The sequence below is a fragment of the uncultured Methanobrevibacter sp. genome (assembly GCF_937906425.1).
Taxonomy (GTDB): domain Archaea; phylum Methanobacteriota; class Methanobacteria; order Methanobacteriales; family Methanobacteriaceae; genus Methanobrevibacter.
In genome coordinates this window covers 1-13,104 of the sequence record NZ_CALCYR010000102.1, presented here as the reverse complement: position 1 = coordinate 13,104, position 13,104 = coordinate 1, and the positions used below count along the sequence as shown (strand labels likewise).

At 30.6% G+C, this 13,104-nt stretch carries 9 protein-coding genes; all 9 read left to right on the top strand.

The genetic code is table 11. From position 1 onward, the window contains the following. The first annotated feature begins 116 nt into the window (after nt 1–116). The 9 genes from rfbD (at nt 117) to radA (ending at nt 13,021) form a co-directional block, all read left to right on the top strand. Nucleotides 117–953 (top strand): dTDP-4-dehydrorhamnose reductase, encoded by an 837-nt coding sequence (rfbD, locus tag Q0138_RS02735; RefSeq protein ID WP_297980590.1) that lies wholly within the window; start codon nt 117–119, stop codon nt 951–953. A gap of 101 nt (nt 954–1,054) precedes the next feature. After that, nucleotides 1,055–1,927 (top strand): glucose-1-phosphate thymidylyltransferase RfbA, encoded by an 873-nt coding sequence (gene rfbA / locus Q0138_RS02730; RefSeq protein WP_297980587.1) that lies wholly within the window; start codon nt 1,055–1,057, stop codon nt 1,925–1,927. Nucleotides 1,928–2,183: 256 nt separating this feature from the next. After that, the gene (rfbC, locus tag Q0138_RS02725; protein ID WP_297980584.1) at nt 2,184–2,747 is read left to right on the top strand and encodes a dTDP-4-dehydrorhamnose 3,5-epimerase; all 564 of its coding nucleotides are present in this window, start codon (nt 2,184–2,186) and stop codon (nt 2,745–2,747) included. Between the two features lie 228 nt (nt 2,748–2,975). Next, entirely contained in the window at nt 2,976–3,983 is a 1,008-nt protein-coding gene (rfbB, locus tag Q0138_RS02720; protein ID WP_297980581.1) for a dTDP-glucose 4,6-dehydratase, read from the top strand. A gap of 181 nt (nt 3,984–4,164) precedes the next feature. Next, on the top strand, nt 4,165–5,145 hold the full coding sequence (locus Q0138_RS02715; RefSeq protein ID WP_297980577.1) for a glycosyltransferase family 2 protein: 981 nt from the start codon (nt 4,165–4,167) through the stop codon (nt 5,143–5,145). A 231-nt stretch (nt 5,146–5,376) separates the two neighbouring features. Beyond that, nucleotides 5,377–6,270 (top strand): glycosyltransferase family 2 protein, encoded by an 894-nt coding sequence (locus Q0138_RS02710; protein WP_297980572.1) that lies wholly within the window; start codon nt 5,377–5,379, stop codon nt 6,268–6,270. A gap of 244 nt (nt 6,271–6,514) precedes the next feature. Beyond that, on the top strand, nt 6,515–7,918 hold the full coding sequence (locus Q0138_RS02705; protein WP_297980569.1) for an undecaprenyl-phosphate glucose phosphotransferase: 1,404 nt from the start codon (nt 6,515–6,517) through the stop codon (nt 7,916–7,918). Nucleotides 7,919–9,309: 1,391 nt separating this feature from the next. Beyond that, the gene (locus Q0138_RS02700) at nt 9,310–11,790 is read left to right on the top strand and encodes an OB-fold nucleic acid binding domain-containing protein (RefSeq protein WP_297980567.1); all 2,481 of its coding nucleotides are present in this window, start codon (nt 9,310–9,312) and stop codon (nt 11,788–11,790) included. Between the two features lie 295 nt (nt 11,791–12,085). After that, nucleotides 12,086–13,021: a DNA repair and recombination protein RadA gene (gene radA / locus Q0138_RS02695; RefSeq protein WP_297980564.1), complete on the top strand. Its 936-nt coding sequence runs from the start codon at nt 12,086–12,088 to the stop codon at nt 13,019–13,021. Nucleotides 13,022–13,104: the final 83 nt, after the last annotated feature.

Genomic DNA, 13,104 nt, shown 5'->3' with positions numbered 1-13,104 from the left:
TAAAAAATTAAAGAATTTCAATGATTTTTTATAATTTGATTGAGGAGTAAAATTATAATAAATTAAAAAATTAAAGAATTTCAATGATTTTTTATAATTTGATTGAGGAGTAAAATATGAAAATATTAATTACAGGTGCCTATGGAATGCTTGGCTCTGATTTAAGAGAAGTATTGAAAGAGCATGAATTGATAGCGGCAGGGTCTAATGATTTGGACATTACAAATGAGGAAAGTTGTATGGATTTCATTTTGAATAAAAGGCCTGAAATAGTTATTAATGCTGCAGCATACACAGCAGTAGACGATTGTGAAAGCAATTTTGATGATGCATATGCAGTAAATGCAATCGGTCCTAGGAATTTGGCCATTGCCTGCAATACAATGGATATTCCATTGGTTCATGTAAGTACTGATTATGTTTTCGATGGAACTAAGACCACTCCTCTTGTAGAAAATGATAAATTAGGTCCTAAAAGTGCTTATGGTAAAACAAAGCTTGAAGGAGAGAATTTCATTCAGGAAAGTACTGACAAGTTCTTTATTCTCCGTACTGCATGGTTATATGGTGAACATGGAGGAAACTTTGTTCAAACAATGTTGAATCTTGCAAAAGATTATGATGAGATTACAGTTGTAAATGATCAAAAAGGCTCTCCTACCTTTTCATACGACTTGGCCAATGCCATTTCAGAGCTTTTGGAAAGTGATAAGTATGGAATCTATCACTTGACCAATGATGGGGAATGTACCTGGTATGAGTTTTCAAAGGAAATCTTTAAGATTGCAGGTATTGATATTAATGTAATGCCTGTCACTACTGATGAGTTTCCAAGACCTGCTCCAAGGCCAAGCTATTCTGTTTTAAGTAATGAAAAGTGGAAAAATGCAGGATTTGTACCTATGAGGGATTATAAGGAAGCTTTAAAAGATTATTTAGGCCGTATTTTGTAAAATTCTTATTAAATATTAATTTTATGATTTTCATTTAATCATAATTTGATTATTATTCATTTAAAACTTAATATTAAACTAATATTTATTGATGTGATACTATGAAAGGTATTGTCTTAGCTGGTGGTTCTGGAACTAGATTATATCCGATTACAAAAGCTGTTTCTAAACAGCTATTACCTTTATATGATAAACCAATGATTTATTATCCGATTTCTGTTTTGATGCTTGCAGACATTAAGGAAATACTTATCATTTCAACTCCAAGGGATTTGCCTATGTATAAGGATTTGCTTGGAGACGGCAGTGACTTGGGAATCAGTTTTTCCTATAAAGAGCAAAACAATCCTAATGGACTTGCAGAGGCTTTCATCATTGGAGAGGAATTTATTGGTGATGATAGCGTTGCTCTTATTTTGGGAGACAATGTATTCCACGGACACAGGTTTAGTGAAATCCTTGAAAGGGCAAGGGCACTTGATGAAGGTGCAATCATCTTTGGTTACTACACTCAAAACCCGGAAGCCTTTGGTGTTGTTGAATTTGATGATGAATGGAATGTTTTATCAATAGAGGAAAAACCTGAACATCCTAAATCCAATTATATTGTTCCTGGGCTTTATTTCTATGACAATGATGTAATTGAAATTGCTAAAAATGTAAAGCCTTCCCAAAGGGGAGAGCTTGAAATCACTTCAGTCAATGAGGAATATCTCAATAGGGGAAAATTAAAGGTTGAGCTATTGGGAAGAGGTATGGCTTGGCTTGATACAGGAACCCATGATGGTTTGCTGGAGGCTGGAAACTTTATTGAAACAGTTCAGAAAAGACAAAGTTTGTATATTGCTTGTTTAGAGGAAATCGCTTATTCAAAAGGTTATATTTCAAAAGAAAAGGTTCTTGAATTGGCAGAACCTCTTAGAAAAACAGAATATGGTGAATATTTAGTAAAATTAACCGAAAGAAAAATATAATTTTTAGAAATTTTTATTTTTTTAGAATAATTTTTTTAAAAATTTGTTTAATTTTTAGAAATTTTTATTTTTTTAGAATAATTTTTTTAAAAAATTTATTTAATTTAAGAATGTTTTATTAATTTATTAATTTATTACTTTGTTTAATTTAAGAAAGATATTTATTTATTAATTACTTAATTGATTTAATTTAATCTAATTTAATCTAATTTAATCTAATTTAATTTTAAATGATTTTTAAAAGTTCAGTGATAGAATGTCAAAGTTTAAGATTATTAAAAATGAAATTGAAGGTGTATTTACTGTAGAGCCAACAGTTTTTGAAGATGAACGTGGCTATTTTATGGAAACTTATAATGAGAATGATTTTAAGGCGGAAGGAATCGATTTGACCTTTGTTCAGGACAATCAATCAAAATCCTCTAAAGGGGTCTTGCGAGGTCTTCATTTCCAATACACCCAGCCTCAAGGCAAGCTTGTTCGTGTAATCCGGGGAAAGGTCTTTGATGTTGCAGTTGACCTTAGAAAAGACTCCCCTAGCTATGGCAAATGGACTGGAGAAATTTTATCTGAAGAGAATAAAAAGCAGTTCTTTATTCCAAAAGGCTTTGCCCATGGATTTTTAGTACTTTCAGATGAAGCTGAATTTGTCTACAAGTGCACTGACTTTTATAAGGGGGATGACGAGGGAGGAATCCAATGGAACGATCCTGAAATCGGAATCGAATGGCCTCTTGGTGATTTAAGTGAGGAGGATATCATTCTGTCTGAAAAGGATAAGTTGTGGAAGCCTTTAAGGGAAACTCCTACTGACTTTTAATCAAATGATTTAAATTGTTTTGTTATTTTGTATTTATAAATTTCTAACTTATTTAATTTAATTTAATTTAATGTTTAAAAAGCTTTTAATAGTTTAATTTAAACTTATTTAATTTATTTAATGTTTAAAAAGCTTTTAATAGTTTAATTTAAATTTATTTAATTTATTTAATGTTTAAAAAGATTTTAATAGTTTAATTTAATTATAAAATTTAAAACAGTGATTTTTATGACTCATATTTTAGTTACCGGCGGTGCCGGGTTTATTGGAAGTAATTTTATCAAATATATGCTTGATAAATATCCTGATTATAAGATTACCAATCTGGATGCATTGACATATTGTGGAAATCTTGAAAATCTTGAGGATATTGAGGATAATCCTAATTATTCCTTTGTTAAGGGAGATATTCGTGATGAAGGTCTTGTTGACATTCTTGTAAGCAGTGTTGACTATATCGTTAACTTTGCAGCTGAAAGTCATGTTGACCGCAGTATAGAGGACCCTCAAATATTCATAAAATCCAATATATTAGGTACACAGGTGCTCTTGGACGCTGCAAAGAAGTTCCAGATTAAAAAATTCCTTCAGGTCAGTACTGATGAGGTTTATGGCAGTTTAGGTCCTGAAGGCTATTTTACAGAGGAAACTCCCCTTCAGGCTAACAGCCCATATTCCGCTTCAAAGGCAGGAGCAGACCTTATGGTAAGGGCATATGGTGAAACATTCGGCCTTCCAGTCAACATTACAAGATGCTCAAACAATTACGGCCCTTATCAATTCCCAGAAAAGCTGATTCCATTAATGATTTCAAATGCATTGGAGGATAAGGAATTGCCTGTTTACGGAGATGGAAAGAACATACGTGACTGGTTACATGTATATGACCACTGTTCAGCTATTGATCTTGTTCTTCACAATGGAGAATTGGGGGAAGTATACAATATCGGCGGACATAATGAAAAGGAAAATATAGAAATTGTAAAGATTATATTAAAAGAGTTGGACAAGCCAGAATCCCTAATCAAGTTTGTAAAGGACAGACTTGGCCACGACAGACGTTATGCAATTGATTCCACTAAAATAACCGAGGAATTAGCTTGGAAACCTAAATACACATTTGAAACAGGTATTGTAGAGACTATCCATTGGTATTTAGACAATCAGGAATGGATGGAAAAGGTAAAATCAGGAGAATATCAAGAATATTATGAAAAGATGTATTCTAAAAAGTAGTTTTTAGTTTTAATTAAAGCTTTTTAGAGTTTAAATCTTTAAAGTTTATTAAATTTATTTATAAAGGTTTTTTAGAGTTTAAATCTTTAAAGTTTATTAAATTTATTTATAAAGGTTTTTAGAGTTTAAAATCTTTAAAGTTTATTAATTATTTATTAGCAAATTAAATTGTTGTGATAAAATGAAAGTTTCAGTAGTTACTCCAAATTACAATGGATTAAAGTTCTTCAAACCCTATTTTGAATCTTTAGCTATTCAAAACAGTTTCATTGAGGAAATAATCATTGTGGATAATGGATCTACTGATGGAAGCATAGAATTTTTACATGATTTGGCTGATTCCAATTATCCTATTCCCATACGAATTATTGAAAATGATGATAATTTGGGATTTGCTCCTGCTGTAAATCAGGGAATTGAGCTTGCAAAGAGCGAATATGTCTATTCAATCAATAATGATTTGGAAGTGGAGGAAAATGCCATTGAATCACTTATCTTGGCTATGGATGAATCAATTACAAAGAATGAGAATCCATTTTCAATTCAGTCAAAGATGATTCAGTATCACAACAAGGATTTGATAGATGATGCAGGGGATGAATATAATCTTCTTGGATGGACTAAAAAGTTAGGTGATGGACAGCCTGTAAGTCGTTTCAATGAGAAAAAGGAAATATTTTCATCTTGTGCAGGTGCAGCCCTTTATAGAAAATCTGTTTTAGAGGAATTGGGATGCTTTGATGACAATTTCTTTGCCTATGTTGAAGACATCGATCTCTCGTATAGGGCTCAAATAAATGGATATAGGAATTTTTTCAATCCAGATTCTATCGTTTATCATTATGGAAGTGCAACAAGCGGTAGCAGATATAATGAATTCAAGGTCAGACTGGCTGCTAGAAATAATGTTTGGCTGGTTTATAAGAATCAGCCGATTCCACAGAAAATAATTAACTTTATATTTTTATTCTGCGGATTTTTGATAAAATACCTTTTCTTTGTAAGGAAAGGATTCGGTTCTGTTTACCTGTCAGGACTTAAGGAAGGATTAAGGACTAGAAATAAGATTAAAAAGACAGAATTTAAATGGTCAAATTGGAAAAATTACTTTAAGATAGAATGGAAATTAATTAAGAATACTGTAAATTATTTGAGGAAATAGATTAATTTTAAGGGTGCTGTTAATTATTTGAGGAAATAGATTAATTTTTAATTTCTTTAATTATTTGGGGAAATAGATTAATTTTTAGATTCTGTTAAAATAGATTACAGTTTAAAATTAATTAAAATAGATATTTTTTATTATTTAAAAATTATTGAACTTTATTACTACAATTAAAAGTTTATTCTTATAATTATTTAAAAATGATTTTATGCGTTTTGGTGGAGAATTATGGATAAATTAGATTTGTCAATTGTTATTGTTAATTACAATACCTTTAAATTAACAAAAGAAACTATTGATTCATGTTTGGCTGAGCCTACTCATTACACTTATGAGATTTTTCTGGTTGATAACAAGTCTACAGACGACAGTCTTTCCAGATTGGAGGATTACTTCAAGGATGAAATCAATAGGGGAATCCTAAAGGTAATTGCAAATTCAGCCAATAAGGGTTTTGCAAATGCCAATAACTTAGCTATTCGTGAAGCTCGCGGTGAATTTGTCCTTCTTCTTAACTCAGACACTTTAGTCAAGGAAGCTACAATTGACAAATGTATGGATTACGTTAGTCAAAAGATAAATGCAGATGTAGGTGCATTGGGCTGTAAGGTAACACTTGCTGATGGATCTTTGGATAAGGCCTGCAAACGCAGCTTTCCAAATCCTGCAAACTCTTTCTATAAGCTCTTTAACATAAAAACAAATAGTGAAAAGGATAATTACAATCTTGATAATCTTGATGATGATGGAGTTTATGAAATAGATTGCCTTACAGGAGCATTCATGCTTGTTAGAAAGACAACAATCGATGATATTGGTCTTTTGGATGACACTTTCTTTATGTATGGTGAAGATATTGATTGGTGTTATAGAATTAAGCAGGCAGGCTGGAAGATAATTTATTTCGGCCAGTCAGAGATTATTCATTATAAGGGAGCAAGCAGTGAGGATAAAAAGACCAAGAAAAGAAATCCTAAATTGATTTATGAATTTTATAGGGCAATGTATGTATTTTATAAGAAGCATTATACAAAGAAATATAATTTTTTAGTAAATATTGTTGTTTATATTGGTATTTTTGTCCTTTTGGCTTTTAATTTGCTTCGCAATGCTTTCAGATAGTCTATTAAATTGGTATTTTTGTTCTTTTGGTTTTTAATTTGCTTCGCAATGCTTTTTAGATAGTCTATTGAATTGGTATTTTTGTTCTTTTGGCTTTTAATTTGCTTCGCAATGCTTTTTAGATAATTTTAAAATTTTTACTATTTTCAGTCTTAAATTAAAGATAAGCCATTAAAATATAGGTAATTTTATAAATGACTCCTTAAAAATATATTTATATAATGATTATTTATTAAGTGGTATAATGATTAAGGAAAATCAAAGAATTTTAAATACTGCGCTTGTTTTCATTGACATAGTTGTTATTTTAGTTTCATTAGTTCTTGCTTACTATGTGAGATTTAAGACAACTCTCTTTGGTCCTCTTGGAGGTTCATTGCCATTCTTTTCTTATTTGATTTTCACTGTATTTGCAATTATACCAACTTATATCTTGTTTTATTATTTCTTTGGTTTGTACAAGCCTTTCAGGAATCAGTCCTCGATTTTTTCCGGTGCAGAGAATATTGTCAAATCAGATGTAATGGCTTTTGTCTTTTTAGTCGCTCTCTTGTTTGTAATTAACCAACCTGACTTTTCAAGAATTATGCTATTTCTTTTAAGTCTCTTTGGTATGGTATTTGCAATTTTTGAAAGGGCTCTTGTAGTCTTGGTTTTAAGAATGATGAGAACCAAGGACATGAATCTAAAGCATATGCTCATTATTGGAGATAATGAATTGGCCTTCACCTTTGCACATAAGATCAATTCCAAAACCTATTTAGGTTATAAGATTTCTGGTTTTTTAGGAAGAAAGGAACATTTGGGAAAGTCTTTTGAAGGATCCAAGTTCATAGGAACATTCAAGGATTTGCCTGAAGTTTTAAAATCCCATAAGTTCGATAGGGTTGTTATAGCTATTCCTTTGGAATATTATTATCACCTGAATGAAATTGTGGATGCCTGTGAGGAGGAAGGTATCAAGGCGGAAATCATTCCGGATTACTATAAGTATCTGCCTGCTAAGCCTTCAGTGGACATGTTGGATGACTTGCCAATCATCAATATTCGTTATGTTCCATTGGATGATGCATTCAACAAGTTTGAAAAGATTGTAAGTGATTATTTTGTTTCAATAGTCGCTATTATTATAACTTCACCTATCATGCTCATTACAGCTATTGCAATTAAGCTTGAGTCTCCGGGACCTATTATCTTTAAGCAGGAAAGGATAGGTTATAATGGAAAGCCATTCATGATGTATAAGTTCAGAAGCATGAAGGTTCAGGATGAGGAAGAGGAAAAATCCCAATGGACAACTGAGGATGATCCTAGGAAAACAAGGGTAGGTACATTTATCAGAAAGACAAGCATTGATGAGTTGCCTCAGTTTTTCAATGTCTTAAAGGGAGAGATGAGTGTTGTTGGCCCTCGTCCGGAAAGACCTTATTTTGTTGAGGAATTTAAGAAAACAATTCCTAAATATATGGTAAAGCATCAGGTAAGGCCTGGATTGACTGGACTTGCTCAGGTAAATGGTTTTAGAGGAAACACTTCAATTGATAAACGTATTGAATACGACATTAGATATGTAGAAAATTGGAGTTTGACCTTGGACATTAAGATTATGTTTTTAACTATTTTTAAGCGAAATAAAAATGCTTATTAGGTAAAAAGGTTTATTTTTAATTCTTTTTACTTTTTTTAACTCTTTTTAGTAATTTTAATTCTTTTTACTATTTTTAATTCTTTTTACTAATTTTAATTCTTTTTAGTAATTTTAACTCTTTTTACTATTTTTAATTCTTTTTAATAATTTTAATTCTTTTTAGTAATTTTAACTCTTTTTACTATTTTTACTATTTTTACTAATTTATTATTTAAAAAAACTTCTTACTTAATTTAATTTAATTTACACTTTTTTAAATTTTGCACTTATTTTAAATTTTTTACATTTAATAAAATTTTATATAATTTTTTTCCTTTTTTATTTTAAATTTATTTTTACTAATTTTTTGTTAAATTGATTTTAAATTGTAAAAATTAGTTTAAATAGTAAAATTATAACTAATTAGTCTACTTTTTAAAAAATAATAGTAAATATTTATATATAACTTAATTAAACCAATAATTAGAGATTGAATTATTGATTAATATTTTAATTAATTTCTTATTTTAGAGCATTGATTAAAATATTAATTCTTAATTTTTAAAACTTATAATGAAAATATTTTAATATTTTAGATTTTAATAATTTCTTTTTAAAAAAAGTCTGTTGGTAAAAATTTTTTTAAAAGTCTCTTAGGTAAAAATTTTTTTATAGATTCTATTTGGATTTTTTTTTTTAAAAAATGCTTTCACTTATACAAAAATGAGAAATTTTTATTAAAAAATTAATATTATATAATGCATATATAATAATATACTAAAAATCTAGTATTATTTTAGTATGGTTTTTTGATTTTTATGAAAACTTTATAAGCTATCAATGCTTATCATTGTATATGAAAATTAATTGAAAAACTTATAAAATAATTTAAATTTTAAAATATGGTTATAATTTTTAAATTAATCTACATGGAGCGTACAAATATTGTTATATTTTAAAATAGTTTAAACCAGTATTAACTCTTAATCTTGGTTTAAAACAATTATTTTTTATTGATTGTGATTAAAAATCCTTATTATATTAATTGGATTTTTAAAGCGTCTTATATTTAAAAATAAAATAAAATGGGTTTGAAAATTTTACACTTGAAATATAACCTTATTAGTTTTCAAATGCTCTGTGTTAATTATTATATATAGATGAAGTTCAATTATAATTTACTTGAAAAAAAATTTATTATAAATTGTATATTGAAATTATTTCTGGAATTATTTTTTCAATTTTAAGAGAAATTATTTTTTTAATTTTAAAGAATTTCAATTTTAAGAGAAATTATTATTTTAATTTTAAAAAGAAATTTTCAATTAAAAATATTCCTATAATTTTTATATGATAATTATATAGTTTAATCAATCTTTTTACTAAATTTAATTATTGAACGAGGGTTTGGTATGGATAAAGAATTTTTCAATGGTATGAATTTAGCTGAAGATATTAGCGACGAAGTTTTCCAAGCTATTGTAGAAGGCTGGGAAAAGGTTCAGGATTTAATATCCAAAGAGGAATTCATACAAAAGTTTAACGAAATTAAAGAAGAACAAAGTAAAGGCGATATTGGATTCTTTGACGATAAAACTTATCTTGATCTTGTAATTAATCCATTATTGCCGGAAGATGCAGATGATGAGCAAGAAACTCTTGGGGATGTTATTCAAGGAAACTATGTTAAAATAGCAGATGTTGAACCGGGTCATGAAGGATTCAATGTTATTGCTCGTGTAATGTCCTACTCTTCTCCTAAATACTTCACTTCAAGAAAAGGAAAACAAGGCAAACTCTGTAATATGCAAATTGCAGACAATACAGGGGAACTCAGACTTGTTCTCTGGACTGAAAACATAAAACATCTTAAACACGTTAAGGAAGGAGACATTGTTGAGATAATCAATGTGGAATGTAAGGAAGGATACAGAGGCGGAAAGGAATTTTCCCTACGTCCTAGATCCCAACTCAGAGCTATTGATTCATCAAGTCCAAACTATCCAACTGATATTGATTCATTCCCTGCATACAGTGAAACAGTTACTGACATTGCAGATCTTAAAGCTGATGAAACCGTTAATGTCATAGGCAGATTAATCAGGGTTCCTAGCCCTCATTCCTATGAAAGCAATGGTAAAAGAGGAAAGGTTGTTTCCCTTGAGATTCAGGATGCAACCGGAAAGACCAAATATACCTTATGGAACAATGACGTAAAAATCGTTGAAACATTGGAGCTTCATGAAGGGGATGTTGTAAAGATTCTTAATGAGGAAGTAAGGGAAAGAAATGGTGAAATTTCCTTGTCCCACTGGAACGGCAGAATCTTAAAAACCGAAGGGGAATTTGACATTCCTGAATTTGAGGAAAAATTCGTAAGCATTGCAAATGCTAATGAAATGGAGGATGTTTCCCTAATCGGTCTTGTAACCAAGGTTATGGATACCATTGAGTTTGATAAGCAAAACGGATCCAAAGGATATGTTAAATCTGTTGAAATCAGTGACCATGACGGTTCCATAAGGGTAACTCTTTGGGGAGATGACACCAAGTTAAACATTTCCAAAGGGGATATTCTTAAAATCAGCGGAGCAAACATTGAACATGATGACTATTCTCCATCAGGATATAGGGTAAATACCAACTGGAACACCATCATAAAAATTAATCCTGAAGATGATAATCCCTTATTTGATTCCTTAAGGGAGGCTGCAAGTCTATTGGGACCTATTCCTATTGAGCAGATTAGCGATATGGATGAACAGGAAGGTGAAGAGGTTGACATACTCGCTAGATTAATTAGCCTTTCAGATATTCGTACCTTTGAAAGGGATGACGGTTCCCAAGGATATGTTCGTTCAGCAATCTTTGCAGATGCATCATCACATATCAGAGTTTCATTATGGGATGAGAAGGCTCAAGCAAAATTTGTTATTGGAAGAGCATACCAGATTGAAAACGCTAGAATCAGAGTTAACATGTATGCTGTAGAGCTTAATCTTGGAAAAATGACTAGAGTCATCGAAGTTGCTGAAACTAAAGTTGACTTGCCTCCTGCAAGTGAATTGGAAGAATCCATCTATGACCTTAGAAAAATTGAGGAAGTGGATGAGGATGACAGGGAAATCAAGATTTTGGCAAGAATTATTGATATTCAATCTCCTCGTGAATTTGAAAGACAGGATGGAACCAAGGGAATTGTTGGAAACATGGACATTGCTGATGAAACAGGATACATTAGGGCAAGCCTATGGGATGACAAGACTCAAGTGCCATTAAGTTTCGGTGATGCAATCAAGATTCAAAATCCTAGTGTAAGATATAATGGCACTACTGATCAAATTGAATTGAATATCGGTGTTAACACCAATATTTTAACTCCATCCGCTGAGGAAATCTCTAAAATTCCAAGTATTGAGGAACTGGAAAAAACATTATATGAAAGCAAACTCATTGAGGAAATTGCAGAAGATGACAACAACATCATTGTTGAAGGTCAATTGATAGATGTTTATGGTGAAAGACCTCTTATGATGAAATGTCACCAATGCAGAAACAACCTATCTCAAGAGGACTTGGATGCAGGTGAATGTAGTTACTGTGGAAACACTACAGAAGAGCCTGATTACCTTTTAATGATTCCTTGCAGACTTCGTGATGAAAGCGGAGAAATTCAAATTACTTTCTTCAATGAATTAGCTTCCAAATTGCTTGGCATGACTCAAGATGAAATTATTAAAATGTATGAAGAAGAAGAGGACTTTGGATTCCTTGAAGGAAAAATAGAAAATCTTGAAGGTTTAAACGTTAAAGTCTTGGCTGATGTCGATTTCAATGAGTTCAATGAGGAAAATAGACTTAATCCTAGGAAGATCATGGAATCTTATTATTAAGAATTTTAAGTGTTTGTAGTTTAGCTAGAAAATTATTGATTTTTATTTCACGGTAAAAAATGATTTAATATTTTTTAGTTAACTACTTTTAACTTTTTCAAATTATTACTCAATAAGTTTATTTATTAAATTAAACTTTATTTATTAAATTAAACTTTATTTATTAAAATTTAAAGTTTATTTATTTAAAAAAAGTCTATTAATTAAAATAATTAAAAAATATAAGTTTACTTTACGATTATAACAAAATAACAAAAACTGACAGATAAACAAAAAAAATTAAGGATTGATAATTATGGTAGAACTTGAAGACTTACCTAATGTTGGTGAGAAAACTGCTGAAAAATTAAGAGATGCTGGATTTGCAGATATGATGAGATTAGCTACTGCTACCGCTAAGGAATTGTCTGTTAAAGCAGAAATTGGTGAAGGTGTAGCTGAAAAAGTTATTGAAGCAGCTCGTAAAGCAGAAAAGATTGACTTTGAAACTGCATTCGATGTAATGGAAAGAAGGCGTGATGTCGGCCGTATCACTACCGGAAGTAAAAATGTAGATGAATTGATTGGTGGCGGAATTGAAACCCAATCCATAACTGAAGTATTCGGTGAATTTGGATCAGGTAAAAGTCAAATCTCTCACGAATTAGCTGTAACTGTACAATTGCCTCCTGAAAAAGGTGGTTTAGATGGTGAATGTGTATTCATTGATACTGAAAACACTTTCAGACCAGAAAGAGTTGAACAAATTGCAGATGCTGTAGGCATTGATCGTGAAGAGGCTTTACAAAGAATCCACATTGCCAGAGCATTCAACTCCTCTCACCAAATCTTGATGGCTGAAAAAATCAATGAATTGATTCAAAGTGGTTGTAATGTAAGATTGGTTATTGTCGACTCTCTTATGGCTCACTTCAGAGCAGAATATGTTGGAAGGGAATCCTTGGCTGTAAGACAACAAAAATTAAATCAACACTTGCATGCATTACAGCAAGTTGCTAACACTTATAATGTAGCTGTTTTCCTTACAAACCAAGTACAAGCAAGACCTGACGCTTTCTTCGGAAGTCCAACCAAAGCTATTGGTGGTCACGTTTTAGGTCACGCATCCACTTACAGAATCTGGCTTAAAAAAGGTTTAGCAGGAAAAAGAATTGCTAGATTAGTGGACAGCCCTCATTTACCAGAAGGAGAAGCTGTATTTAAAGTTACCACTGATGGTATTGTAGACTAATTAGAAAATTGATTTTTCTAATTTTCTTTTATTTTTTTATTTTTAATAAAATTCTATTTTTTTCTATTTTTTATTATAATCTT

What these genes read in the sequence shown, in the direction of transcription:
- rfbD (WP_297980590.1), top strand. Translation starts at nt 117, where the DNA reads ATGAAAATATTAATTACAGGTGCCTATGGAATGCTTGGCTCTGATTTA.
- rfbA (WP_297980587.1), top strand. Translation starts at nt 1,055, where the DNA reads ATGAAAGGTATTGTCTTAGCTGGTGGTTCTGGAACTAGATTATATCCG.
- rfbC (WP_297980584.1), top strand. Translation starts at nt 2,184, where the DNA reads ATGTCAAAGTTTAAGATTATTAAAAATGAAATTGAAGGTGTATTTACT.
- rfbB (WP_297980581.1), top strand. Translation starts at nt 2,976, where the DNA reads ATGACTCATATTTTAGTTACCGGCGGTGCCGGGTTTATTGGAAGTAAT.
- Q0138_RS02715 (WP_297980577.1), top strand. Translation starts at nt 4,165, where the DNA reads ATGAAAGTTTCAGTAGTTACTCCAAATTACAATGGATTAAAGTTCTTC.
- Q0138_RS02710 (WP_297980572.1), top strand. Translation starts at nt 5,377, where the DNA reads ATGGATAAATTAGATTTGTCAATTGTTATTGTTAATTACAATACCTTT.
- Q0138_RS02705 (WP_297980569.1), top strand. Translation starts at nt 6,515, where the DNA reads ATGATTAAGGAAAATCAAAGAATTTTAAATACTGCGCTTGTTTTCATT.
- Q0138_RS02700 (WP_297980567.1), top strand. Translation starts at nt 9,310, where the DNA reads ATGGATAAAGAATTTTTCAATGGTATGAATTTAGCTGAAGATATTAGC.
- radA (WP_297980564.1), top strand. Translation starts at nt 12,086, where the DNA reads ATGGTAGAACTTGAAGACTTACCTAATGTTGGTGAGAAAACTGCTGAA.